This window comes from Spirosoma aerophilum (assembly GCF_054782495.1).
Window position 1 is genome coordinate 95,856 of sequence record NZ_BAAGSJ010000005.1, and the last position, 24,950, is coordinate 120,805.

Annotated in this window: 21 protein-coding genes; 12 read left to right on the forward strand and 9 right to left on the reverse strand. The window is 52.4% G+C overall.

Annotated features, from left to right (window positions below; translation table 11 throughout):
* Nucleotides 1-99: 99 nt before the first annotated feature.
* The 4 genes from ACYVK4_RS06790 to ACYVK4_RS06805 all read right to left on the reverse strand — a co-directional run bounded on the left by ACYVK4_RS06790 (nt 100) and on the right by ACYVK4_RS06805 (nt 5,218).
* Nucleotides 100-879, reverse strand: a complete 780-nt coding sequence (locus tag ACYVK4_RS06790) for a patatin-like phospholipase family protein (RefSeq protein ID WP_461126738.1) — start codon at nt 877-879, stop codon at nt 100-102.
* A gap of 95 nt (nt 880-974) precedes the next feature.
* Entirely contained in the window at nt 975-1,835 is an 861-nt protein-coding gene (locus tag ACYVK4_RS06795) for an MBL fold metallo-hydrolase (RefSeq protein WP_461126739.1), read from the reverse strand.
* A gap of 55 nt (nt 1,836-1,890) precedes the next feature.
* A complete protein-coding gene (locus ACYVK4_RS06800) occupies nt 1,891-4,356 on the reverse strand; it encodes a carboxypeptidase regulatory-like domain-containing protein (RefSeq protein ID WP_461126740.1) in 2,466 nt (821 codons plus the stop codon).
* Between the two features lie 79 nt (nt 4,357-4,435).
* Complete coding sequence (locus ACYVK4_RS06805) at nt 4,436-5,218, reverse strand: hypothetical protein (RefSeq protein WP_461126741.1); 783 nt, start codon at nt 5,216-5,218, stop codon at nt 4,436-4,438.
* A gap of 110 nt (nt 5,219-5,328) precedes the next feature.
* Here ACYVK4_RS06805 and ACYVK4_RS06810 point away from each other — a divergent pair, with 110 nt between their 5' ends.
* The 5 genes from ACYVK4_RS06810 to ACYVK4_RS06830 all read left to right on the forward strand — a co-directional run bounded on the left by ACYVK4_RS06810 (nt 5,329) and on the right by ACYVK4_RS06830 (nt 11,783).
* Nucleotides 5,329-5,481: a hypothetical protein gene (locus tag ACYVK4_RS06810; RefSeq protein WP_461126742.1), complete on the forward strand. Its 153-nt coding sequence runs from the start codon at nt 5,329-5,331 to the stop codon at nt 5,479-5,481.
* Between the two features lie 677 nt (nt 5,482-6,158).
* Nucleotides 6,159-8,702, forward strand: a complete 2,544-nt coding sequence (locus ACYVK4_RS06815) for a glycosyltransferase (protein WP_461126743.1) — start codon at nt 6,159-6,161, stop codon at nt 8,700-8,702.
* Nucleotides 8,703-8,708: 6 nt separating this feature from the next.
* The gene (locus ACYVK4_RS06820; RefSeq protein ID WP_461126744.1) at nt 8,709-10,499 is read left to right on the forward strand and encodes an ABC transporter ATP-binding protein; all 1,791 of its coding nucleotides are present in this window, start codon (nt 8,709-8,711) and stop codon (nt 10,497-10,499) included.
* Between the two features lie 19 nt (nt 10,500-10,518).
* Nucleotides 10,519-11,115: an acyltransferase gene (locus tag ACYVK4_RS06825; protein WP_461126745.1), complete on the forward strand. Its 597-nt coding sequence runs from the start codon at nt 10,519-10,521 to the stop codon at nt 11,113-11,115.
* A gap of 308 nt (nt 11,116-11,423) precedes the next feature.
* A complete protein-coding gene (locus ACYVK4_RS06830) occupies nt 11,424-11,783 on the forward strand; it encodes an acyltransferase (protein WP_461126899.1) in 360 nt (119 codons plus the stop codon).
* 76 nt (nt 11,784-11,859) lie between these two features.
* Here ACYVK4_RS06830 and ACYVK4_RS06835 read toward each other — a convergent pair whose 3' ends face one another.
* The 3 genes from ACYVK4_RS06835 to ACYVK4_RS06845 all read right to left on the reverse strand — a co-directional run bounded on the left by ACYVK4_RS06835 (nt 11,860) and on the right by ACYVK4_RS06845 (nt 15,437).
* Complete coding sequence (locus ACYVK4_RS06835; protein ID WP_461126746.1) at nt 11,860-12,627, reverse strand: hypothetical protein; 768 nt, start codon at nt 12,625-12,627, stop codon at nt 11,860-11,862.
* Between the two features lie 72 nt (nt 12,628-12,699).
* Nucleotides 12,700-13,296 (reverse strand): hypothetical protein, encoded by a 597-nt coding sequence (locus ACYVK4_RS06840; RefSeq protein WP_461126747.1) that lies wholly within the window; start codon nt 13,294-13,296, stop codon nt 12,700-12,702.
* A 479-nt stretch (nt 13,297-13,775) separates the two neighbouring features.
* Nucleotides 13,776-15,437 (reverse strand): 7TM diverse intracellular signaling domain-containing protein, encoded by a 1,662-nt coding sequence (locus ACYVK4_RS06845; protein ID WP_461126748.1) that lies wholly within the window; start codon nt 15,435-15,437, stop codon nt 13,776-13,778.
* A 226-nt stretch (nt 15,438-15,663) separates the two neighbouring features.
* Here ACYVK4_RS06845 and ACYVK4_RS06850 point away from each other — a divergent pair, with 226 nt between their 5' ends.
* From ACYVK4_RS06850 to ACYVK4_RS06880, 7 genes are all read left to right on the forward strand, one after another.
* Nucleotides 15,664-16,539: a helix-turn-helix domain-containing protein gene (locus ACYVK4_RS06850; protein ID WP_461126749.1), complete on the forward strand. Its 876-nt coding sequence runs from the start codon at nt 15,664-15,666 to the stop codon at nt 16,537-16,539.
* 88 nt (nt 16,540-16,627) lie between these two features.
* A complete protein-coding gene (locus tag ACYVK4_RS06855; protein WP_461126750.1) occupies nt 16,628-17,182 on the forward strand; it encodes a carboxymuconolactone decarboxylase family protein in 555 nt (184 codons plus the stop codon).
* 64 nt (nt 17,183-17,246) lie between these two features.
* Nucleotides 17,247-17,846 carry a peroxiredoxin-like family protein gene (locus tag ACYVK4_RS06860; protein ID WP_461126751.1) on the forward strand — a complete coding sequence of 200 codons (600 nt, stop codon included), beginning with the start codon at nt 17,247-17,249 and terminating at the stop codon, nt 17,844-17,846.
* A gap of 139 nt (nt 17,847-17,985) precedes the next feature.
* Nucleotides 17,986-18,729: a cytochrome b/b6 domain-containing protein gene (locus tag ACYVK4_RS06865; protein ID WP_461126752.1), complete on the forward strand. Its 744-nt coding sequence runs from the start codon at nt 17,986-17,988 to the stop codon at nt 18,727-18,729.
* On the forward strand, nt 18,726-19,526 hold the full coding sequence (locus ACYVK4_RS06870) for a molybdopterin-dependent oxidoreductase (RefSeq protein WP_461126753.1): 801 nt from the start codon (nt 18,726-18,728) through the stop codon (nt 19,524-19,526). Before ACYVK4_RS06865 ends, ACYVK4_RS06870 begins: the two co-directional genes overlap by 4 nt.
* Nucleotides 19,527-19,594: 68 nt before the next feature.
* Nucleotides 19,595-20,323: a DUF1223 domain-containing protein gene (locus ACYVK4_RS06875; protein WP_461126754.1), complete on the forward strand. Its 729-nt coding sequence runs from the start codon at nt 19,595-19,597 to the stop codon at nt 20,321-20,323.
* A 73-nt stretch (nt 20,324-20,396) separates the two neighbouring features.
* Nucleotides 20,397-21,350, forward strand: a complete 954-nt coding sequence (locus tag ACYVK4_RS06880) for an alpha/beta fold hydrolase (protein WP_461126755.1) — start codon at nt 20,397-20,399, stop codon at nt 21,348-21,350.
* A gap of 40 nt (nt 21,351-21,390) precedes the next feature.
* Here the strand turns inward: ACYVK4_RS06880 and ACYVK4_RS06885 are convergent, their stop codons facing one another.
* A complete protein-coding gene (locus tag ACYVK4_RS06885; RefSeq protein WP_461126756.1) occupies nt 21,391-23,790 on the reverse strand; it encodes a family 78 glycoside hydrolase catalytic domain in 2,400 nt (799 codons plus the stop codon).
* 232 nt (nt 23,791-24,022) lie between these two features.
* Nucleotides 24,023-24,904 carry a phospholipase A gene (locus ACYVK4_RS06890; RefSeq protein ID WP_461126757.1) on the reverse strand — a complete coding sequence of 294 codons (882 nt, stop codon included), beginning with the start codon at nt 24,902-24,904 and terminating at the stop codon, nt 24,023-24,025.
* Nucleotides 24,905-24,950: the final 46 nt, after the last annotated feature.

The window sequence follows — 24,950 nt, forward strand, 5'->3', positions numbered from 1 at the left end:
AGAACTTTATATTTTTTCCTGAAACACTTCAACTAAAAAACGCCGAACTGAGTAGTCCGGCGTTTTTTGGTTTTGTACACTAATTTGGCACTCTACCGACTAGGATGTTTCCACCGTCGGTTTATCCAGCGCTTTACCAATCTCAGCCGATATGGAGCGTGTATACTGGTATCCAGCCCGGAATAACTCCCGCGCTTTACTAATATCGGTTGTTCCGTACTGGGTGAGTTGAGGAGGTTCAATCAGAATATTGCAACGGGCAAAACGCTCCCTTGTTTTACTCTGGACGGCCAGAATGATACTTCGCTCAATCACACCCCGCATCGATCGAATGGGGCGGGTTGTACCGAACGGGTTACAATGTGAGCCGATCAGAAAATCAACCTTATTCTCGATCACATCAATGGGCAGGTTATTCAATACACCCCCGTCCACAAATTGACGCTTATGAATGAGCATCGGTTCAAAAATACCCGGCAGGCAGCAGGAAGCCAGCACTGGCCTGATCAGTTCCCCGGTTTCGAATATTACCTGTTCACCAGCATTCAAATCGACGGCTACGACGTGAAGCGGAATTTTCAGCCCTTCAAAGGAATCGTGCGGAATGTATTTGCGGTATAAATCAACAGCCGTATCCAGTCGCAGCAGCCCCATCCGGTTCCAGGCCGGTCGGATGTGACGGACAAAAGAGGAGGATTCGATGATCTTCAGGCTCTCGTCGGGTGTATAGCCCTGCGCCAGCAACGCCCCCACAATGGCACCGGCACTGGCTCCCGAAATCTGATCGAAGCGAATACCCAGTTCCTGAAGGGCTTTGATAACACCCAGGTGCGCAATACCACGCGCCCCTCCCCCCGATAATGCCAGACCAATTCTCATAGCTTAATGAATGAAATAAACGTGTTTCTTTAACGAAAGACGTAAAGGTTTGGTTTGTCGCGTGGGCGGTCGGCTGCCCATGCGCCATATCAACGCTACAGCAGTTCTGCCAGCGTTCCTTTATCCTTTATCCGGATTCCTTTTTCGGTGCGTTCCAGCGTAGCCGCTTCGCAGATGGGGTCGTGATCGAACACCAGCAACCAGTTCTCATCGACGGCCCGGTTGAGAAAGCTCGTCTTTTCATCCATCGTCACCAGCGGCCGAACGTCGTAGCCCATTACATAAGGAATAGGTATATGAGCGGCCGACGGAATCAGGTCGGCACAGAAAGCAACCGTGCGGGGCTTATCCGTGTTAGCGCCGAGCTGAAATACGGGCAGCGTCATCTTTTCGGTATGGCCATCCAGATAAATAAAATCGACACCCGGCAGGTTCAGCTCATCCCGGTCAAGAAACTGCAGCTGACCGTTGGCCTGCAAGGGCATGAAGTTTTCCCGCAGATAGGTAGCCCGCTCGCGTGGATTAGGATTGGTAGCCCAGTCCCACTGCCCGCTATGGCTCCAGTAGGTGGCCTGGGGAAAGGTCGCTTCGAGTGTTGTCCGGCTGGCGTCGCGGTAGCGAACGGCTCCGCCCGCATGATCGAAATGCAGGTGGGTCAGCAGTACATCGGTAATATCATTGATCGAATAACCCGCCTGCTCCACGGCACCGGTCAGGGTTTTGCCATTGGGCAGGTCATAATAGCCGAAGAATTTAGCATCCTGCTTGTCGCCCACACCCGTATCGACGATCATCAACCGATTTCCCTGTTCAACCAACAGGCATCGCAGCGCCCAGTCGCAGAGATTCCGCTCATCGGCAGGACTTTGTTTTTGCCAGATCGACTTGGGCACCACACCAAACATGGCGCCCCCGTCCAATTTAAAAAGACCAGTATCCAGGGTTTGAAGAGTCATAAGCAAGATTTTCGGCAAGTTATACTTTTCTGTCAATTGCCGGAAAACGCACTCGTCAGAAGTTTACCCGGTAGTAAAACACCGGCAGAAAGCCCAACTGATATTCCTGTTTAACGAATGTACCATCGGGCTGGGGGGCGTAACTCAGGGTCAACAGGTTTTTAATACTCAGCACATTCACCAGATCGACGGCGATGGTATGCGTGAGCCGCTGCCGGTTGATCTTGTAGTCGATCTTCAAATCAAATCGGCGGTAGGGCGCAAACTGGAGCGAGTTGCGGGTCGCACTGGCATAGACAATCTCCTGGTTCCGGCGCGAAGCCGCTTCATCGACCGGACCATACCAGCGCCCGCCCGTCGCCGTAAATTTAGCCCCCACACTCAAGCTGGACCGCCGGAAGGGTATCTCTTTGGCAAAAAGGGCATTGAAGGCGTAGCGACCGTTAAAGTCAGTGTTCCGCCAGACATTGTCAGAGCCTTTGTATTTCGCGTCGAACAGGGAGCCTGTCACCAGGAAGTAGTAGTTGTCGCTAAAGAACTTTTCCAGCGTCAGTTCAACGCCGTAATTACGTCCAACGCCGGTATTGACCAGCGGGCCGGGGAAAATACGCGAGAAAGCGGCCCCGGAGTTAACCATCGAAAACGACGATTCGACCCGCTCAACGGGTATGTTGACTAACCGCTGGTAATAGGTTTCGACCAGCAGCCGCATGTTTTGCCCCACCAGCCGGTTATAACTGGCGACATAGTGCCAGCTCTTTGTCAGCCCCACGTTCCGGTTTTCTTCTACCAGCGGACTCGGGTAGGTTGACGAGGTCCGATCAGGTGTTTTATAGAAATACGTATAAGTGGGTTGCATCTGGCTGTGTAAGCCCATGGCTACGCTCAGCTTCTGGCGGTTGGGCAAGTCATAACTCAGGCCAAGCCGGGGTTCGAGCGGAGAAATGCTGTTGCGATTCAGCGTCATGATGAGGGCGTTGAGACCCGCCGTCAGCGTCAGGTTGTCCGACAGGCGGGTGCGGTAGCTCACGTAAGGCTGGATAAGACCAAACGACTCATTGGTGTTCCACCGACTTTCCCAGCGCGTGAATCGGGTGGAGGTTGGCGGCTCAAACGTCCGCACACTATCGAAGGCCGTAAAATGAATAATGTCGGTATTCAACCCCAGCTTAAGGGTACTCCTCGACCCGATTTTGTGGTTGACAAAGGAGGAAACCGTGTACCTAATTTCCTGAAACCGGTAGTCCAGAATGGGTCGGAGCGAGTCGATCACAAAGCGGCTATTCTGCACGATGGGGTTGCCGACACCATCTTTTCGCAGAAACAGGTAATTATGGTTGGCATCCTGCACATTGCCCGACACGGCCAGCGTAGTCTTCCAGAACGTTTGTTTGCTGACCGGGCGCGTATAGGTCAGGCCCGCCACGCCCATGCGGGAGGTATAGTACTGATCCCGGTCATTCTGTCCAAAAATGTTCCGGTCGTCGGCTTTCTGCTCACTCACCAGAATATCTACCGTACTCGTCCCCCCCAGCGCCCAAAGGGCGATACTACCGGCCGGTGCCCCCGTGCGGGTTTTGAGGGGGAAGTTCAGCCGAAGGAAACCATCCTGATAGGAAGGGACGGCCTGGGTGCCAATGTCCAGGCCAATCTTATTGAACAAACCCAGGTTGGCGTAACGAAAGGATGCCATGTAGGAAGCTCCCGACATGGACTTGCCAGACTTACGCGACAAAGGACCTTCGACCATGGCTTCGGTACCTAAAAAGCCAAACTGAACCGTTTTTTCGTGCTTTTCATTGTTGCCGTTACGAAGCTTGAGATCAAACACACCCGCCACGGTGTTGCCAAACTCAGCGGGAAAGGCGCCCGTAAAAAAATCAGAATTGGCCAGATAGCGGTTGTTGATAATGCTCACTGGCCCACCCGATGTACCAGCAATGGCAAAGTGGTTGGGGTTGGGAATGCTGACGCCTTCGAGCCGCCAGAGTACACCCTGTGGCGAATTGCCCCGGATAACGATATCGTTGCGCGAATCATCGGCACCCTGCACCCCGGCAAAGTTAGACGCCATCCGGGCCGGTTCGCCCCGGCTACCGGCATAGCGGTCGGCTTCATCTACCGAAAACTGCCGCGCCGACACCACCGCCATATCATTGCGGGCCTCTCCCGTGCGTTGCGCCTTAACCGTAACAAGGGTTAGTTGCTGGATACTTTCTTCCATGTCGACGTCCAGAATGGTTTCTCGACCCGCATCGACAATGATGTTATTGAGCAGTACCTCTTTATAGCCCACCAGCGTTATGCGAACGGTTCGTCGACCAACCGGCACACTGGCAACGCGATACACCCCGATCGAATCGGTTATTGTCCCTCCTTTTTGATCGACGATCTGCACCGTAGCGCCAGCCAGCGGGTATTTGGATTCTTTGTCGACCACCCGACCACGCAGCGTTTGGGTCAGTTGTGCTCGACAATGAATAGAAAGCAGTAAACAGACAAGTGTTAGACGTGTAATCATTGACTGAGCGATGAGGATAAGTGAGAGAAATTAAATAAGAAGAAAACCAGGACAGTAGCTTTTAACCTGATAACCACAATTACCGTCTAACATTAATTATTATATAAACCACGACGCTTAAAATACCTAAAAGAATACGACTGGTCACCCTGTCTCCACGGCTGCGCTCATAATTGGATATAGGTTCATAGGGCTGACGATGAAGGGCATACAAGGCATTGGGCTTGCCGAATTGTAGTGATCCGTATAGACGGCTTAATTCGTCTCTTCCAAGCGTATGAATTGACTCAGCCCAAAATGAATTCGAGATGATCAGGGTATCGGCTAAAGACTTGTCGGAGGAATAAGCTAATCGGTGTTCTACTTGCAAAGGGGAGTTCCCTTTCGTGTAGGTATAAACTTCCCCTAACGGATAGGTTTGTTCCTGGACATGATTAATGAGAAAATCAGCAATAGCCACGTACGTATGTGGTGGAACCTTTGCGATTGGATTGGTTCGTGCCGTTCTTCGTAAAGGCTGTACCTCTGCTTTCTGGTAAATATATTGCCCGACGTCTGCCGAACTATTTCTAGCTGTCTCTGCCAGTCGACTATAAACTGTGACAAAGCCGTTGCGCTCGATAAAACTTTTCGACCAGTCGATGTATATGGGTTGATCCGTTTTATTGTAGAGCATAAAACGCATCCGGCCTCCCTCCTCCCATAAATTATAAATGACTTTTAAATGATCGTTTTCATAGACGAAATCATTCTCAACAAGCTTCACCTGGTCTGATTGCATCGAAGCGACCTGGTAGGTCGACTGGGCATATGTGTACATCGACACACAGAGTACAAACAACAGTAGTAGGCTTTTTTTCACTGGACAAAAGGTAAAAAAGAGTGTGGATAGAAACAGGGCATATGTTGAAAGAGTGTGGATAAAAGCATGGCAGCGTCTCGAAGCAACACTGCCCATCTGACTCTCCAAAAATGGCAGACGCCTTTCAGAAGAAACAGACCCAGTTCAGGAACGGAAGGCTTGAGTTGACCAACGGAGCGTTTTTAGGGGCTTTAGGATTGCCCAATGGCGGAGAAAATGGCTTAGGGAAGAGGTTCCGTTGGAAGTATGCAGGCGGGCGCTAACCCAATATACCCCTGAAATAACATGCCGGGCTGATTGTTCGGCAGCTTCTGGCTGGGTTATTCAAAACACCTCCAACAAACCGGCCAGCGATTGAACATACAAGATACCAGGCATCGCCGACCTGGCCCGGCCTTTCGTCACAAACCGGTATCAGCAGATGAGTGGTCATTGATCATAAGTACTTTTACAGGTTATACACACAGGAAGCATTGCCCGAAAAAACAAATCATTCGAATTAGTACACACTATAAGATACCTAAATACAAATTCAGTAAACTACAAAATAAAATTCATAACATTCACAGTTATAACATTTATGACGATTTTATATTTACATAAATGATATTTTTTTAATTAATATCATTTATTCTACCGCTTAATATACTTTTTTCAATAAAGGTGGTAAACTCTTGTTACTATTTAATGTGCCTTTCCCAATGAAAGAAAGAAATAGAGCTACATACCAACGAACGAAACCGTCCGTTACAGTCTAAGTATATATTACATATCCGTGAATTTCCACACTTTATTTACGGATTACGCTCTTTAGTATCTATCTCCAGCACCTTTCTGTTCATCATTCTATCCTCAATGAATTACTATGTCTAATTATTAATATAAAATAGCTTAACAGGCTGATTCTTAACTTAACATGGTTGATAAACAATTAAGTAGCTTGTCTACCAATCGACCCAAAGTCGAGGGTAAATTCATCACAGTAGCCAATGAAAAATTTTATATTAAAGGCGTCACCTATGGTACGTTTGCGCCAAACGACGAGGGGGTTCAGTTCCCGGAACCGTATGTAGTTGAGCAGGATTTCGCCCTGATGGAAGCGCATGGTATTAATTCCGTTCGCACCTATACAGTCCCCCCCACTTACCTGCTCGATCTGGCCCGGCAGCACGGCCTGAAAGTAATGGTCGGCCTACCCTGGGAGCAGCACATCACGTTTCTGGACGACGACAGTCGGGTGCAGGATATTATCAGACGTGTGCAGGAGGGTGTACGCAGTTGTTCAAACCACCCCGCCGTTTTGTGTTACACGGTCGGCAATGAAATTCCCGCTCCTATCGTTCGCTGGTATGGACCCGAACGTGTGGAGAAATTTATTCATACGCTCTACAAAGCCATCAAAGCCGTTGACCCCGAAGGCCTGGTGACTTACGTTAACTACCCAACGACCGAATACCTTCAATTGCCCTTTCTGGATTTCGACTGTTTCAACGTTTACCTCGAAACAGAAGAAAAGTTAAGTATATACCTCTCCCGTCTGCACAATCTGACCGGCGACCGCCCCCTGGTTCTTGCCGAAATCGGGCTGGACAGCCAGCGAAATAGCCTCGACCATCAGGCCCACGTACTCGACTGGCAGATCCGAACCATTCTGGGCAAAGGATGCGCCGGGACGTTCGTTTTTGCCTGGACAGATGAATGGTGGCGTGGTGGATTTCCCATCGACGATTGGGACTTCGGCCTCGTTGACCGGGACCGGCAACCCAAACCCGCGCTGGCTGCTGTAGCAAAAGCGTTTGAAGAAGCACCCTTTGCCAGCCAGCAACAACTGCCAAAAATGTCGGTGGTGGTTTGCTCCTACAACGGCGCATCGACCATCCGCGACACCATGGAAGGGCTGTTAAAAGTTGATTACCCCGATTTTGAGGTGATTGTTGTGAACGATGGCTCGACCGATAAAACGGCAGAGATTGTCAGTGAATACCCTTTTCAGCTTATATCGACCGAAAACCGGGGACTGAGCAATGCCCGAAATACAGGCATTTATGCCGCTACCGGCGACATTGTGGCGTTCATTGATGATGACGCCTACCCCGATGTTCACTGGCTGCGGTATCTGGCCTTCAGCTACCTGACCACCAGCCACGGCGGCATTGGCGGGCCTAATTTATTACCCGCCAACGATGGCCCTATTGCCACCTGTGTCGCCAATGCGCCGGGCGGACCGGTTCACGTACTGACAACCGACGAAATTGCCGAACACATACCGGGCTGCAACATGTCGTTCCGGCGTGACGTTCTGCTGGAAATTGACGGCCTCGACCCAATTTACCGGTCGGCGGGGGACGATGTTGACCTCTGCTGGCGTGTTCAGCTCACCGGCCGAACCATTGGGTTTCACCCGTCAGCAATGGTCTGGCACCACCGCCGAAATTCGGTTAAAGCGTATTGGAAACAGCAGAAAGGTTACGGACGTGCCGAAGCCTTGCTGGAACAGAAGTGGCCCGAACGCTATAACCGGCTTGGCCACTTGAGTTGGACCGGACAGATTTATGGAAATGGGCTGACGCAGCCGCTCGAAACTCGTCGCGGCAAGATCTTTCATGGTATCTGGGGAACCGCTCCCTTCCAGTCCGTTTATCAGCCAGCTCCTAACCTGATCGCCCTCCTGCCGCTGATGCCCGAATGGTACCTGTTAATTGGTTTCCTGGGTTTTCTGTCTGTCCTTAGCCTCGTCTGGGCACCGTTGATCTGGGCGGCCCCCGTGGCGCTGCTGGCGTTGTCTGTTTTGCTGCTGCAGGCGGGTATAAGTGCCGCCAAAGCTGATTTACCGGCTCAATCCAGTATTCAGCGCCTTAAATATTGGTCTTTAACGACCTGGCTTCACTTTATTCAGCCGTTGGCCCGGTTGTACGGACGGTTTACCTACGGGCTAACCCCCTGGCGTCGGCGCGGGCCGGATCCGTACCATTTCAGTAATCTCTTCCGCCATGCCACCGTGCTAACCAAATGGTCGGAGACCTGGTATTCTACCGAAGAGTGGCTGACAACCATGGAGAAAACCCTGTTGGAGTCGTCGGTGCGCATCCGTCCCGGCGGCACGTTCGACAAATGGGACCTTCAGATTGGCGGGGGCTTTTCGTCAGTAGTCCGGGGGGTGCTGGTGATTGAAGAACATGGTGCGGGCAAGCAGCTGTTGCGCTTTAAATGCTGGACAAAATACTCCATGGCCAGTAACATCATTCTGGCCATTCTGGTGGGTCTGGCTGCTCTGGCGGTCGTGAGCGGTCAGCCGATTGTTGGGACCATTCTGGGTTTGCTGGCAGGCTTAATTCTAAAAGACTACTTCAGCGGTACGGCCCGCGCGATGGCAACCCTGAAAAACGCGTTTTTACTTCCAATTGGGGAAACGGAATCTGACGACAGCAAACCCGCTGTTCAGGAGGAATTGGAAGAGTTGGTCTCCATCGGGAATATGCGCTAGTCATTCATGAACAACATACAGCTTTTAGTAAGGCTATTTCGCTATGTGTCGCCCTATTGGAGTAAGCTGGCCGGTTTGATCGCGATTGCGCTGATAGGGGTTGGCTTCGAAGTGATGAAGCCGCTTCCGCTCAAGATCGTGATCGACTCCGTGCTGGGCAACAAGCCGTTGCCCGCAGTGGCGCAACAGTTGCTGGGCATCACGGGCTCGGTGGCCAATAAGCAATCGGTACTGATCATCTGCCTGGGCGTCATCTTCATCAGCACGGTTGGGGCTACGCTTATTGCGTTTCTGGTCACCAGTTTTACAGCCCGGCTCTGCCAGCGGCTTGTCAACGATCTTTCCATTGATCTGTACGCCAAACTGCAGCAGCTCTCACTTTCGTTCCACTCGAAAAACAAAGTGGGGGATCTGTTGCAGCGCATGAGCAGCGATGTGTTCGTGGTCTACTTTCTGGTGGCGCAGATCATTATGCCCGCCATTACGTCGCTGGTTTGCCTGGGCGCTATGTTCTACGTGATGGCTACCATCAGCCTGTCGCTGGCACTGGTGGCGTTGTCGGTGGTGCCTTTTCTAGCTATCGCGCTGGCCGCTTTTTCGAAACCGATGGACCGGACAACGGAGCTCCAATATGAGAAGTTTGGTAACTTTTCTGCCTTTGTGCAGCAAAGTCTGGCGTCGATGCGCATCATTCAGGCCTTTGCCCGGGAGTCGTATATGCGGCAGAAAATGGAAGCGCACGCGGTCGAATACAACAAGGCGTTTCAGACGGCCACCAAAATATCGGCGGGTTACAACCAGGTCTCTACCTTGATAACCGGACTAGCCGCTGTAGCGCTTGTCGGGCTGGGCGCGCAACAGGGTATTGACGGGACCTTATCGGCGGGCGACCTCTACATCTTTCTGGGCTATATCACGGCCCTGTTCGGACCCGTAAACGCCCTGTCGACGGCGGTGGGCACGGCGGTGGTGATCGGCTCGCGCAGCAAACGGTTGTTTTCGATTCTGGACTCCGATGAAACGGTCATCGAGAGTACCACACCCATAGCCCCCAGTCGGCTTCAGGGTGTGGTTGTGCTCGACGACGTTGTGTTTGGCTATGGCACCAAACCTAACCGGCCGACGCTGAAACACATCAATCTGACGGTCGACGCAGGGCAAACCGTGGCCATTGTGGGGCCAACGGGCGCGGGCAAAACATCACTCATTTCATTACTGTCCCGCTTTTATGATCCCTGGTCGGGGCGGGTGCTCATTGATGGGTACGATGTTCGTGACATGCCCCTGCACTGGCTGCGGGAAAACATGGCGCTGGTATTGCAGGACCCCTTTTTGTTCCCGATGAGCATTGCCGAGAACATTGGCTTTGGCAACCCCGATGCGTCTTTCCAAGACATCGAACAGGCAGCCCGGGCGGCTCAGGCGCATGATTTTATCCTGAAACTTCCGCAGGGCTACGACACCGTTATTGTCGAGTCGGGCTTGTCGCTTTCGGGTGGGGAAAAGCAACGCATATCGCTGGCCCGCGCCTTCCTGAAAAAAGCACCAATCCTGATTCTGGATGAACCCACCTCGGCCCTGGATGCGCTGACGGAGGCTAAAGTCTTCGAAGCCCTGGCCGATATTACACGCGGCAAAACCGTTTTCATCATCACGCACCGCCTGTCGGCCATTAAACACGCCGATCTGATCATCACGCTCAAAGATGGGGTTGTGGTGGAGAGCGGTACGCACCACCATTTGCTGGGCAAGGGAGAAACCTACGCCGACATGTTCAATCATCAACAGATCGCCTAGTCCCAACCGGCGTTGCCGTATGCAGACAGAATCCATTTTTTACCCGCTTACGCCCGGTGAACGACTGCCCGATGACTGGTATAAGGGCAGCATCCCGCCCAACATCCGGATTGGCGAAAACACCGTAATCGACTCGGCATCGACGTTTAAGCATTTCTTTTCCAAACGTGAGCCGGGCCTTGTTATCGGCGATCATGTAACGCTGTGCCGGGCTTCAATAGCCACCGAACCGCAGGGACTTGTTGAAATTGGGGATTATTGCTACGTGTCGAATGCCGCCCTGGTGTGTACCGAACGCATTACCATTGGATCGCACGTATTCATTGCCGGGGGCGTTACCATTGCCGACTCTGACTTTCACCCCATTGCCCCGGCGGCCCGGCTGGCCGATACCATCGCGACCTCGCCCCTGGGCAATCACCAGCACCGGCCCGCGGTAGCGTCGAAACCGATCGTTATTGAGAACGGCGTCTGGATTGGCTTTAACGCGACGATCATGAAAGGCGTCCGTGTTGGTGAAAACGCCGTTATCGAAGCGGGTGCCGTGGTCATTCGGGATGTAGCTCCTAACAGCACCGTGTCGGGCAACCCGGCCAAACCCGTCGACGCGGCATGAGAGAAAATATAACCGTAACCGGTCAACTGGGTGATGACGGCCGCCTATATCTGCCCGATGACTGGTGCAACTGGGGCATACCCGCCAATGTTGACCTGGGCGACAGTGTGTACATCGACACCTCGTATGGATTTGCCGAATTTCGGTCGGAGTTGCAACCGGGCCTGGCCATTGGTATGGCGAGTGGCTGCTACGACAACCCCTGTTTTATTACCGGCCCGCAAGGGCGAATCACCGTTGGCGACTATTCCGTACTGAACGCAACGAAGTTGATCTGCAACAACCAGATCACCATTGGCAATCACTGCATGCTGGCCTGGGGTTCCATCATTACCGATACCTGGCTTGATTCACGCGCCGTTACCGCCCAACAGCGACGGGCGTTGCTGGAGGGTGTGGCGCATACGTTGGAACGGTATCTTATTCCCGGCACCGCCCCCGCTCCCGTCGTGCTGGACGATAACAGCTGGGTAGGTTTCGGGGCTGTTGTCATGCCGGGCGTGCACATCGGTCGGGGTGCCATTGTGGCCAGCAAAACAATTGTGACGCAGGATGTACCGGCCTACGCCGTTGTGGCGGGTTCACCGGCCCGTATCATTCGCTTTCTGGAACCCGATGATACAGAAGCCGCCCGCGAGGCTGCGTTTCAATCGTATTTAGGGCATTAGATTGTACAATCAACAACGTATCTGAAGAGGGCTACGCGCTTTGTGCAAACCTTACTAACCATCTCACCATTCATACTTAGATCCCACCCACCGTAAAGGTTAGCTGACTAAGGGCAACAAGAACTACCCCGGCCAGGGCGGCCGTCGTTGCAACAACAAGGGCTATCGTTCCGCCCGGTGCCGGGCGTTTCTCAATGGCATACAACGCACCCGGCTGGCCTTTTTGCAGCGATCCATAGGCTTTCATTAATTCACCATGGCGCAGCAAACTAATTTTATCGACCCAGAACGTATTGTCTATCCGTTGACCGTTGGTCAGCGATTTATCGAATGAATAGACCAGTTGCTGCCGTAACCGGAGTGGCGAGTTGCTTTTCGTGTAGCTGAATACTTTCGTATTGGCATCGACAGGCTGAATCGTATGCTGAATGGGAAAGTCGGCAATAGCGACATATCGCTCTGGTGGAATTTCGGTCAGCGTAGTTCCCTGCGCCGTCAGTCGGTAGGGCTCCACTTTTTCGCTTCGGTAGGTGTACCGAGCGGTGTCGGCGAACCGGCTTTTGGGTTGAGGAAGTTGACTATACATCGTTGTAACTCCGTTGCGCTCCACCGAACTTTTCGACCAGTCAATGTAAATGGGCTGGTCTGTTTTGTTATGAAGCAGAAAACGCATGCGGCCGCCTTCTTCCCAGAAGTTGTAAACAACTGCCAACTGTTCGTTTTCATAGACAAAATCATTGTCAACTAATTTCACCTGCTCAGACTCCACCGAGGCTACGTGGTAAATTGACTTCGTGCAGTTGAGGCACAACAGGGCAACGAGGATGTATAAAAGTTGTTTCATGAGATATAGGCTTAAGGATAGGTCAGGGTAATATCAGTCCGTTTACAGGGATTGGATGTGTAGGGTATGCTTTCACTTTACGTAAAGAGTGGCCTTCTTAACCTGATCGACGATCGTGTTAGTCCGAAACCGTTTTTCTGTTTCCGATGCGACAGAATACGTCCTGGCATCAATGTGTTTGGTTATACTGGCTCCAATTATCGCGCCGGGTATACCGAATAAAACAACACCGGCCAGGGCGTTCTGGACAGGGGTTGTATAGCCGTCACGGCTTCCACCGCCAGCACTTAAAACCAGCCCGATGCCAATGCCAGCCCCGAGAAGAAAGCCCTTGCCGCCACTCCCCCGCCGGTGCAGCGTGATCCGCCTGATCTGTGCATATCGGTACGCTCGCAACGACAAAACGGACATCAGCGAATCGGTGGGTGGCAGAACGCCCCTGTGAGCCGCCAGCAGGGTGTTGATCTGCGCCTTTAGGTCGTGGATAGGGGCCAAAATCAGTGTGGAGTCGGTAAGGTCAAACAGTACACCCATTTGTTGGCTGGCGGTCGACTCCAGCCGGATGTGAGCCACGTAGCGCCGTAAAAAAAAGGTGGGCTTTGGCGATTGACCCTGCGAATAAGAACTACAGATCAGCAGGGCGAAGCAGAGCGTAAGGTGGTGTTTCATACAGTGATGGTGTGGATAGAATGTCGAAAACCTATATACCACCTTACCCCTCCCGCCGGTCTGGTCATTACATGGCCAATGCCTTACAGACCGTCAATGCACACGCTAAATGGTGGATCAAAAGTGGCCGCAAAAGTCCTCAAACACTACGTTCAATTGTGTAATGGAGGGATTGGGTTGATAAACGGAGGCTTTTTGGCGATAACAGGAACGACAAACATGCGTCATCCCGAATTTAAATATAGCGCCTACGGATGGCAGAACCGGGCGGAGTCGTGAAGTCAGGTTCTCAAACCTGACTTGGGGAGGTTTCTCAAAACCTACTGAATAGATATCGGGTAGGTTTCTCAAAACCTACCCAAGTCGGGTTGAAGAACCCGACTTCACAGGACACAGAACGCTCGCTCCGGTATAGCTATACAGCTAGAATTCGGGATGACGCATGTTTGTCGCTTCAAACTCATTTAACACCTGGCCCGTCACTCCTCCCCAACCAGCCGCTTCATGAGGTCGGGCTTGGCACGCCGGGATACATCGACCGTATAACCGTCATCAAGTACGACCTGGCCCCCTTCTCCCCGCAGGTATTTGACGACGTGGTTAAGGTTAACGATATGTGACTTGTGGGTCCGAAAAAAGGGGTCTCCTTCTCCACATAGGTGGTCGAATTCGGCCAGCCCCCGCGAGGCTAATACGGTTTTCTGGTTAGAAAAATGAATGGTCGTGTAACTACCGGCAGCTTCCAGCCAGGTGATGTCGCCCACCGGGAACAGCAGTATGCCGTCGAGGGTGGGAATGGGTAGTTTCCGAATCCGGTCGCGGTCCTCCTTCATGCTGCGCAACAGGTTAAGCATATCGTCGGGCAAGGGTTCCTGACGGTGTTCTTGCTGGATCTTCTCTTCCAGCAATTTATTATTCCGGGCCAGTAGCTCTTCATTTTCACCAGCGCGCAGAAGGGCCAGTTGCTGGGCGGCCTGGTATTCGGTCTGGTAAGTTTGAAGTCGGTCGGCCAGCGCCAGCGTGAGCAGGATTGCCTCAAAAGCCGCTCCGATCTGATAGCCATAGACAACCCAGAGATGCGTAAACGACAGAATATCGAGCAGGGCCAGCACACTCGTCATAGCTCCGGCAATGTAAAAGCTCCAGGCCAGGAGGTAATAGCGGGCCGGTCGGTAGCCTTGCCGATAGGTTCGGATGCCCAACACCAGCAGTGACACGAAACCCAGTAAGGTAAGTCCGTAAAAGATCCGTTCCAGCCCCGGCACATCGAGTAAACGCAGTACGGTTGTTAAGGCCACCAGGCTTAGCAGACCCTTGAAATAGCGGTAAAATACCGGTAAGAACTCGCGGGTTCGCAGGAAAACCATGGAAAACCAGATGGCCGCGCCAAAGGTCATGGCCGTAATGAGTAAGTAAAGCCGCCCATTGTTCAGGGCCGGTACAGCTCGCCAGAGCAGATCGTATAACAATCCCTCAAACGACATGAACGTCAGACACGACAGGGTCACGTAAACAGCATAGAGCAGATAAACCCGGTCGCGAACCAGACCATACACAAACAAGTTGACGAGCACCATAACCAGCATCAGCCCCATAACAGCTCCGTTAAAAAGCGACTCTTTCTGTAAATGGCTGACAACAGGCTGAACCGGTGCCATCAGTATGGAGAAGTGTAAAATGTTATCGTCGCGCAAAGCCAGAAATACGGTACGGGGGCGCTGACCAAGTGGTAAAACGACGGTATTTGTCAGAAAATGCCGATTTTCGAAAGGCTGTAACATACCCGAATGCCGCTCTGTCACCACGCCCGTTTCACTAACCACATACTGATCGACATAATCAACATCCTGCGTTGTGAACAGAAAAAAAAGAGGATCAGCTAAGGTATTGGTCACGCGAAACTTCAGCCAGATACGCGAGTATGTGTGCCCAAAATTAAGTTTCTGCTGCTGGCTGCGTCGAAAAGCGGAATCCGGATAAGCAGCTATGTCAGCAAACGTGAGCCGCTGGGTAGGATCATCCAGAATAAATGCACTCGGCCCCATTTCGACAAGCTGCCCGGAAACCGGATGAACTACGGGCTGTGCTGATACGGATGATACAGCCAGAAAAACCAGTAGCACTATTGTTAAGCGAATCATGTCGTTTGGGCGTAGATAAAAGGCTGAATATAATAGTCATATCGAGTTATTTAAACATTTAACCCAAAGATGTTAAGGCACTTATGAATTAAGTGAACAGCTTACGATACCTTTAAACATAGACGTTCCTTTCAGGCCATGAGCAAGTCAAAAGCGACCAAAGGGCAGGTTTTGGCCGGGCGACTTTTTGCTGGCAAAAAACGTTTACCAGCTAATTCACTACTGTATGCTATACACCTATCACGAACCTAAAACCGAAGGCACCCTGAACCTGATCTGCCAGGAGGCCACATTTGGGCGGCAGTTCTTTAAGGAACGTCAAAACCGACTGTTGACCATTGCCTGGAATACAGGTCATGACCAAACAGTCAACATCGACGGCATCGATTATCGATTCCCTTCGCAAACGGTGCTGCCCCTGATGATCAGCCAAACGGTCACGTTCGAACGGCCAGCCGACATAGTAGCCTGGCAATTCGACCAGGCGTTTTACTGTATTGTCGATCATGATAAAGAAGTGTCCTGCGTTGGGTTTCTCTTTTACGGTGCCAAAGACCCACTTTTTCTTCGGCTGGACGATAGCGAACAGCGGAAGTTCAACGCCTTACTGACGGTTTTCTTCGATGAGTTCTCGACTCAGGATACCATTCAGGGTGAAATGCTTCGCATGTTGCTAAAGCGTCTGATCATTAAGCTCACGCGGCTGGCTAAAGACCAGTACCTCGACCCGGAACTGAGGGAAAAAGACCTCGACATTGTTCGCCGGTTCAATCTGCTGGTTGAAATTCACTATCGCCGGCTGCACGCCGTCAGCGACTACGCCGATCTGCTGAACAAATCCCCAAAGACACTGTCGAACCTGTTTGGACTTTATAATCAGAAAAGTCCATTGCAACTCATTCACGAACGGATAGCACTGGAAGCCAAACGGTTACTGCTTTATACCGATAAGTCGACCAAAGAAATTGCCTTTGAACTGGGCTTTGAGGAAGTCCCGCATTTCAGCCGTTTTTTCAAGAAACAGGTTAACCTGCCTCCATCGGAGTTTAAAGAGCAGATCAAACATAATCTGGCTATTCATTCATCCGTCGGGAAGAATTGATAACAGGGCGGGTAGTCCAGTCATTTTCAGGCGCGTTTTGATGCCGCACCTTTGCAATGTCAAAACGATAAACGAAAACGACACGATCATGGCCACCTTCACAGTACCCACCCGGGATCAGGTTTCAGCGCAAAACCAGCAATTATTTGATAATCTACAGAAAGGACTCGGCTTTGTTCCGAACCTTTACGCCACCTTTGGCCTGTCGGACAATGGTCTGGGGTCGTACCTGGCGTTTCAGCAAAGCCAGACCAAAGGTGCGTTTAGAGCCAAAGAGCGGGAAGCCATCAATCTGGTCGTCTCGCAGGCAAACAACTGCGTGTATTGTCTGGCCGCCCACACGGCTCTGGGCAAAATGAATGGTTTCTCCGACGAACAGATCCTGCAACTCCGCGCCGGTTACGCCGACTTCGACCCTAAACTCGACGCGCTGGTTAAACTGGCCAAAGCCATCACCGAAACCAAAGGCCATCCGGCGGCTGACCTGGTCGATGCCTACATGGCGGCTGGCTATCCGCAAAACAGCATCGTTGACCTTATCCTGATGGTTGGTGATAAAATCATCTCGAATTACCTCCACAGCCTCACCCAGATTCCCGTCGATTTCCCGGCGGCACCGGTTCTCGAAACCGTTGAGGCCTAAAAAAACGGTCCGGCCGGCGTTTGTGTCTGGCCGGACTTTACTCATCACCAACTCGATAAAAACCATGACGTCTATTTTTTCTGTAGCCCTGGCCGCCGTTCTAACTGCCTTCACAATGGCGGATACTATTCCCCAAAAGCCGGAAGACATCAGCCCCCTGCTAATTGGGGAAACGATTCCGGATGTACGGCTGCAAACCATCAACGGGCAATCAATAGCTCTGCTTACCGAAGTTGCCAAAAAGCCAACGGTTCTGGTTTTTTACCGGGGTGGCTGGTGTCCCTATTGCAGCCGGCAATTAGCGGAGCTACGCACGCTGGAGCCCGATCTGGCCAAAATGGGGTATCAGCTCATTGCCATCAGTACCGACAGCCCCGCCAACCTGAAAAGCACACTCGACAAAACGGAGCTAACGTACACCCTGCTATCCGATGCGGAGGTAACGGCAGCCAAAGCCTTTGGTATCGCCTTTAAAGCGCCTATCTCCTACAGTTCAACCCTGGAAAAAGGCAGCGGTGGCAAGAATACTGAAAAACTACTGCCCGTACCCGCCGTTTTCCTGCTAAATCAACAGGGCGTTATTAAGTTTGAATACATTAACCCCAACTTCAAAGAGCGGATGCCGGCTAAACTGCTGAAAGCCGCAGCCGAAGCATCGCTCTAACGCATGCCTGCCGCATGAACGGTCAGAGAAACATAGCTCATTTTTACGACAAAGGCCGAAGAAGGAATCGAACTTCCCGGATTATTCGTTATATAATTGCCTGACGCAATCAACCTTTCACTCCCCTAAGCCCTATCGCATGAAACGAATTGTTCACAAACACCCGCTGGCCATCCGGTGGTTTCACTGGATCAACTTCCCCGTTCTGTTCGTCATGATCTGGAGCGGGCTGCTGATCTACTGGGCCTACGACCCCTATAAGATCACGATCGGCAGTTACACGCTAATCTCGTTTTTCCCGGATGGTTTCTACGAATTTCTAAATGTTCCGCGTCGGCTGGCCGAGGGTATGGCCTGGCACTGGGTGTTCATGTGGCTGTTCATACTGAATGGTCTGGCGTACGTGATCTACACCTTTGCCTCCGGCGAATGGCGGCACCTGGTGCCCAACCGAAACTCGTTTCGCGAAGCGATTCAGGTGACGCTCTATGACATGGGCCTGCGCAAAACACAACCGCCTTTCGTGAAGTACAACGGGGCTCAGAAGATTGCTTACTTCTCGATCATGCTCATGGGCGTGGGGTCGGTGCTGACGGGCTTTGCCATTTATAAACCCACTCAGTTTTCGTGGCTGACCACTTTACTGGGCGGCTACAAAGCGGCCCGACTTGAACATTTCGTCCTGACGGTCGGCTATGTGCTGTTCTTTTTCGTGCATATCGGGCAGGTGATTCGCGCGGGCTGGCACAATTTTCAGTCGATGGTAACGGGTTTTGAAGTGATCAAACGGAATGATCCCGAGCGGCCAGCCGCAGCCCCCGAACCCGCCAGTGAGTTACCGACAGAACCCGTTACGCCAACTCCTAAACCAGTTTTATCATGAGCCAGTCGACCGAACCCAAACTCCCCGAAAGCGACATTCCCGAATCGGTAGCCCGTCGGCGGATGCTTAAATCATTTGGCTGGTTTGCTTTGGCTGCCACCGTTCCCGTAGGTGTCTACGAATGGATTACCCACAGTCCCAAGCTGCTGGGTGTCAAGAAACCCTTCCGGCGCGTGCTCGACGTGAATGAGCAAGTCGCCCGCACCTATTTCAGCAACACGCATATGGTACCCACGTTTCCGGTCGGAGAGGCTGCGCAAAAAGCGCGGGTCAATGGGTATGATGGCATCAAGACACCCATTCCGGAAGACTGGAAACTGCAAATTGACCGGCCCGGTGCCGAACCGTTAATGCTCACCATCGACGACATTAAAGCCTTGCCCAAACATGACATGGTGTATGAGTTCAAGTGCATTGAGGGCTGGAGTCAGGTGCAGCACTGGAGTGGTGCCCGCCTGTCCGATTTTCTGGAGAAATACAAGCTGGGTACCAAAAGCGGCAACGCGCCCAACCCTGACAATACAAGCGACCTGTTTGCCCATATTGGCATGGAAACCCCCGATAAGGGCTATTACGTAGGCATCGACATGGAAAGCGCCATGCACCCGCAAACGATACTGGCCTACGAACTGAATGGACAACCGATAACGGCTCCGCATGGGGCACCGCTTCGGCTGATCATTCCCGTCAAATACGGTGTTAAAAATCTGAAACGTATTGGCCGGATCTTCTTCTCCGACACCCGCCCCCGTGATTTCTGGACGGAGCGGGGGTATGATTATTATGTAGGGTTGTGAGCAACAAAAACCTACAAGGTCTCCAAGACCTTATAGGTTTGATTCACGAATCATCGACCAAAACCGGTATGAACTACCTACTTCTTTTCCTGACTTTAGTCGGCACCGGGCTATTCAAAAGCCCCGTAAAACCAGCCTCGCAACCCGTTGTGGTGCTGGAACTCTTCACCTCGCAGGGCTGCTCTAGCTGCCCACCCGCCGACCGGGCGTTGCAGGATATCACCCAACAGGCGGCTAAAACAGGCCAGCAGGTGTACGGCCTCTCGTTTCACGTCGATTACTGGAACCGGCTGGGTTGGCAGGACCCGTTCAGCAACAAACTCTTCACCGATCGCCAGCGGCAGTACGACCGGGCTTTAAACAGCCAGACCTATACGCCCCAACTAGTCATTAATGGCCAGCAGGATGTGATTGGCGGGCAGAAAGGTAAGATTGAACAGGCCATTCAAACGATTCAAAAGCAACCCGCATCCGCTTTCATTGGCGTTGATGGCAGCGTTGCCCGCGATGCTAAACAAGTAACGGTCCATTACGCGCTCTCAGCCGCCGGACCTTACCGCGTCAATGTGGCGCTGGTCCAGAAAGAGGCCCGCACCGAGGTGAAAAACGGCGAGAATGGCGGCCGAACGCTGGTGAACACCAATGTAGTGCGGCAATTTAAAACCATCGACAAGGCAGAAACATCGGGCAGCGTGACACTTCCCCTGCCCACCGGCCTGGCCAGCGATCAAACGGCCGTGCTGGTCTATGTTCAGCGAACCGATACCGGTCAGATCGTTGGCGCCAAACAGTTGTAAGAATGCTGCGGTTTACGTAGTGCGTTGGAGTTCCATTTTACAAGCCTCCGGCGTACTTATTCAATCCGTTGTTATGAAAATTTACCTCTTACTGCTGTTCGTCTGGCTCAGCGCTTTTCAAACCTTTGCCCAGGATGTTCGCTATCCCTATCCCGTTCACCACATCACTCTTCGTCCAGAGCAGAAAACCGTTCAGATGGCGTATATGGACGTGGCTCCGACCGGCCCGTCGAAGGGCAAAAGTGTTATTCTGTTCCACGGCAAAAACTTCAATGGGGCTTACTGGCGCGATGTTATCGCCTTCCTGAGCAAAGCCGGGTATCGGGTCATCGTTCCCGATCAGGTGGGCTGGGGTAAGTCTGACTACCCCGATTTACACTACAGCTTTCATGCCCTGGCGGCTAATAACAAACGCCTTCTCGACTCGCTGAACATCCGTAACGTAACGGTCATTGCGCATTCGATGGGCGGCATGCTGGCCACTCGCTTCACGCTGCTTTATCCGGAACTGGTCAGCCAGCTGGTGCTGGAAAACCCCATCGGTCTCGAAGACTACCGGACTTTCGTTCCTTACACTCCTCTCGACAGTTTGTACAAATCGGAGCGATCGGCCACCTACGAGTCTTACAAAAAATACCAGCAGGGCTATTACCCTCAGTGGAAACCCGAGTACGAAGCCTGGGTACAGGCGCAGGCAGCTGCGTTGAAAGACCCCCGATTCCCTCAAATTGCCTGGGTCAATGCGCTGACCTACCAGATGATCTATGAACAGCCCGTCTGCTACGAATTTAAAAACATCAAAGTCCCTACCCTGCTTATCATTGGTCAGGAAGACCGCACCATCGTCGGGAAAGCGCGTGTTCCAAAGGGCGTCGTCAATCAATACGGACAATATCCCGCTTTGGGCAAACGAACTCAGCAGCAGATTTCGGGCAGTCGTTTGGTCGAACTGCCGGGCGTAGGGCACATTCCTCACGTACAAACGCTGGATGCCTATACGAAGGCCGTTCTGGGATTTTTGAAGTAAGTATTGTGTACAACGGGCGGCCCCGTCCGTTGTACACAAATCACAAACTAACCGTTTGCTTCCCGGACTTCAACGGCAGCGATTTGCCTTTCCAGCGTAATGTGCCTGTCAGGTTCGCGGGTAGTGTTACGTTACCCGTTAATCCGCCGGTTGCCGTTTTCTGAAACTGTACGGCAATCTCCCCCAGCGGGTGCGGCATTTTCCCGTCAACGCTTGTCAGATCGCCCATAAAGGGCTCAATACGCACCGACTTAAAGCCCGGTTCGGCGGTTCGGATGCCGCAGGTGGTGGACAAAAACTCATAGAGCGGTGAGGCACTCCAGGCATGACAGTCGGAGCGGGTCGGTTCCGGATTTTCCGCAAAGGTGGTCAGGCCCATTGCCAGCATGTCGCGCCAGGGCTTCAGCTGAGTAATGAACTGATCGCCCAGCCCCGTTTTCTTTAGCGCTTCAAACAGATAATATTTGAAATAGAAAGTCGCCTGAGTAAGCGATGTATCCGACATGGTTTTCTGCACCAGTGCCGCCTGTTGGGCAGCCGGTACGGCATCCGTCAAAACAGCCAGGATGTTGGCGTGCTGACTGAATGACGTTTTATCGGGTGTGCCTGCCTGCCGGACAGGCTGGTCGGCAAAGAGCCCGCGGCCGGCATCCCAGCATTGAGCATAGACCGCTTTATTCAGCTTCCGGCCCAGTTCGCGGTAATGTTCAGCCCGTTCATTTTGCCCGTAGTGCGCCAGCAAATCGCCCGCCCGGAAATAGGTATACGCCTGTTGCAGCGACAGGATGCTCGACCCGCCTTTCCGCGCTCCGGCCGGTACACCGCCACTGGTCTCGTCTTTCGCATTTTTCCAGGCCGACCAATCCACGAAATTCCACCATTCCAGCGGACCATTCAGACCCGTTTTAGCAATACGCTGCTCGTGCCAGTTCAACACACTCAGCATGCCGGGCAGCATGGATTTAATGAAGTCATCGTCCTGCCGATGCATCCAGTAGTCATGAATCATACACACCCAAAACAGCGAAAATGTGGGAATTACCTGAAAATCGGCGGAGGGATACCGGCTTTGTGTGAGTCCATCGTTGAAGCGGCTATGCTCATAATCCATGATGGCTTTACGCATCAGGCGGTCATCGCCCGTCACGTAGAGCGAAATCATGGACTGGATGCGGGTATCGCCGGTATATTGTAACTGCTCATAATAGGGACAATCGTAATAGGTTTCCCCGGCGCAGAGCCGAGCCGTTCGCCAGCCAACGTTCCAGATGGCTTTCAGCGTGGTATCGCTGGCGGCAAACTGGGCTTTTTCCTGAAACGGGTAAGCTGTAAACTGCCCCAGTAGATCCTCCAGTACCAGCGGTTCGTCTTTGGTTTCGACCGTCAGTTGCAGGTATCGGTAGGTACGGAACCAGAGCGGACGAAAGGTCCGTTTGCTCGTGCCATCGGCCACAAACTGATCTTCAAACCCGAGCAAGGTCCGGCCTTCCACCTCGTTTCGATTGCCTTTCTGGTTTTTGGCATTGACCAATGCTTCGGCATAGGCCAGCGTGATGGTGGCTCCTTTGCCCTGACTCACGGTCAGTTCAGGATAAGCATTGGTCAAATAGCCCTGATCGAGCAGAAACACGGCTTTGGTGTTGGCCGAAACGGTCGTTGGCGCTTTACCCTGGAGAAAAGCATTGTCCATTTTCCCCTTGTCCGTGCGCCGAACCGCCGTCAGTCGGACCACGCCCTCTTCCATCATGGGAATGGTACGCGGCACCAGTTGCCAGTTACCATCTGTGCCAAAGCCACGGGGTTTGGTGCCAAAGTTAAGTGGTTTAGCCGCCACCCAGGCTTTATCATCAAAGTTGGGTTGCTCCCAGCCCCAGGGGTATTTGGCCGCGTCGACCCGGTCGCCATCACCGGCAACGATGTACGTCCTGAGCTTGGGAATGTCGTTTTTTATGGGCGAATAGGCCGGGTTCTGGTAGATCTTCCAACTGGCATCGGTATTGGCTATTTTTTCGAGCTCACCATCGCCCTGCATCAGGAAGCCAAGCTGGTAGCTCATCTGCGCAAAGGGAGCGCCCTCGCCCATGTACCAGACCTGCGCGGCCAGCACATTACGACCGGCCTGCAAATACGGAGCCAGATCGAGGGTTTCATAATTCCAGTTTTGGGTATCGCTGCGGGCGGGCCCCATTGCCACGGCTTTCCCATTCACAAACAACCGGTAGCGGTTATCGGCCGAGACATGCACCACAAACCGGGCGGGTTTCTGCGCCAGCTCGATGGCTTTTCGAACGTGATAGATGCCGTATTGCCGGGCCGGTGCGGTGGGGTGCAGAATCCAGCGGGCGGGCCAGTACTGGTTGGTCCAGTCGGGTAATGTTGTTTGGGCAAAAGAAGTTACTGATATAACGAAAAACAGCAGCAGAAATCGAAAGCGGATCATACAGCAGAAAGGCTTGAGAATAGCACCGCAAGTTAAATTTTCTGACTGGCTTCTACTTCCTGAATAGCGAAATTTCTGGAAGCCAAAAGCTAATTGTCTCCCTTACTACCTTATGAAAAAACACATAGTAGTTTTTTATAGAAACATAAAACGGATAGTACGGATCATACGAATTTAAACGAAGAAATCTGTGTAAATCCGTATGATCCGTACTATCCGTGTGCCCCCCTCCTCACAACCAGTCAACCAATGACACGGCCAACCCGATGGTCGTTTGTTTGTGGTTGTAGTCGATGAGCGTTTCGCCGTAGCCGTGTAGAATCTGGAGGTCGCCCCGCAGGTTGCCCGTGACGGGAAATGTCCAGTCGAACTGAACCTGCCCCCGACTCTTAGCACCGCCCCGCAGCGAATGACTGCCCACGGCGGATAAGAGATGGCGACCCGTTCGATAAATGACGGTGGCATCGGCCCGGCCAATGTAGTCGGCCACGGCCGGGTTTTCATCTTCAGCATCCGGAAGCCGATACCAGGGCCGAAGCAAAACCACCCACTTACCCCGCTCAAAACCAGCCTGCGCAACAACACGGTTCCAGCTTCGGGAAAGCGGCACGGCCCGCCCGTTGGACTGGTGGTTGAAGGAGATTCCCAGCATTCGGGTTTTGAAGCCCAGCAACGAGAAATTCGTGGCGAAGTTCAGGATTACCTCAGGTTCGTAGTTGGTTTCCCGGAAGGGTCTCGAAAAGGTTGTGTTGTAAATCTGCCAATGCGACTTCTGGGTATAGCCCACCCATAAATCGCCATGCTTACCGAATATACCCTGAATCATCTTGACTTTCAGGCTAATCTGAAAACGGGCTTCGTACTTACCCAACGGTATATAAAACGGATAATTATATGCGGGGTTCTCGCTGACCGGCTGCTCATTCGGGTCACTTGACCAACGTCCGGCCGTGACGTAAAGTGGCTTGTAGGCCGTCACCAGAAAGGTACCTTTCTGCGTAGTGGAGTCAAGTTCCCAGCGGTCGGAGAGCGAACGGAAGACTTGTTTTTTGGTAAAAATCGGGTCGGCATCAGTCTGCGCCCAGGCGTCCAGCCTTGTCAAACAGAAAGACATAAGGACTGCAACAAGAGAAAGTATAGGTTTATGCTTCATACGCCGG

Excerpts from the sequence above, each read along its gene's own strand:
- ACYVK4_RS06890 (WP_461126757.1), bottom strand. The coding sequence starts at position 24,904 with ATGTCTTTCTGTTTGACAAGGCTGGACGCCTGGGCGCAGACTGATGCC.
- ACYVK4_RS06795 (WP_461126739.1), bottom strand. The coding sequence starts at position 1,835 with ATGACTCTTCAAACCCTGGATACTGGTCTTTTTAAATTGGACGGGGGC.
- ACYVK4_RS06850 (WP_461126749.1), top strand. The coding sequence starts at position 15,664 with ATGCTATACACCTATCACGAACCTAAAACCGAAGGCACCCTGAACCTG.
- ACYVK4_RS06810 (WP_461126742.1), top strand. The coding sequence starts at position 5,329 with ATGGCAGACGCCTTTCAGAAGAAACAGACCCAGTTCAGGAACGGAAGG.
- ACYVK4_RS06835 (WP_461126746.1), bottom strand. The coding sequence starts at position 12,627 with ATGAAACAACTTTTATACATCCTCGTTGCCCTGTTGTGCCTCAACTGC.
- ACYVK4_RS06790 (WP_461126738.1), bottom strand. The coding sequence starts at position 879 with ATGAGAATTGGTCTGGCATTATCGGGGGGAGGGGCGCGTGGTATTGCG.
- ACYVK4_RS06840 (WP_461126747.1), bottom strand. The coding sequence starts at position 13,296 with ATGAAACACCACCTTACGCTCTGCTTCGCCCTGCTGATCTGTAGTTCT.
- ACYVK4_RS06885 (WP_461126756.1), bottom strand. The coding sequence starts at position 23,790 with ATGATCCGCTTTCGATTTCTGCTGCTGTTTTTCGTTATATCAGTAACT.
- ACYVK4_RS06800 (WP_461126740.1), bottom strand. The coding sequence starts at position 4,356 with ATGATTACACGTCTAACACTTGTCTGTTTACTGCTTTCTATTCATTGT.
- ACYVK4_RS06855 (WP_461126750.1), top strand. The coding sequence starts at position 16,628 with ATGGCCACCTTCACAGTACCCACCCGGGATCAGGTTTCAGCGCAAAAC.
- ACYVK4_RS06865 (WP_461126752.1), top strand. The coding sequence starts at position 17,986 with ATGAAACGAATTGTTCACAAACACCCGCTGGCCATCCGGTGGTTTCAC.
- ACYVK4_RS06845 (WP_461126748.1), bottom strand. The coding sequence starts at position 15,437 with ATGATTCGCTTAACAATAGTGCTACTGGTTTTTCTGGCTGTATCATCC.
- ACYVK4_RS06880 (WP_461126755.1), top strand. The coding sequence starts at position 20,397 with ATGAAAATTTACCTCTTACTGCTGTTCGTCTGGCTCAGCGCTTTTCAA.
- ACYVK4_RS06870 (WP_461126753.1), top strand. The coding sequence starts at position 18,726 with ATGAGCCAGTCGACCGAACCCAAACTCCCCGAAAGCGACATTCCCGAA.
- ACYVK4_RS06825 (WP_461126745.1), top strand. The coding sequence starts at position 10,519 with ATGCAGACAGAATCCATTTTTTACCCGCTTACGCCCGGTGAACGACTG.
- ACYVK4_RS06860 (WP_461126751.1), top strand. The coding sequence starts at position 17,247 with ATGACGTCTATTTTTTCTGTAGCCCTGGCCGCCGTTCTAACTGCCTTC.
- ACYVK4_RS06830 (WP_461126899.1), top strand. The coding sequence starts at position 11,424 with ATGCTGGCCTGGGGTTCCATCATTACCGATACCTGGCTTGATTCACGC.
- ACYVK4_RS06875 (WP_461126754.1), top strand. The coding sequence starts at position 19,595 with ATGAACTACCTACTTCTTTTCCTGACTTTAGTCGGCACCGGGCTATTC.
- ACYVK4_RS06820 (WP_461126744.1), top strand. The coding sequence starts at position 8,709 with ATGAACAACATACAGCTTTTAGTAAGGCTATTTCGCTATGTGTCGCCC.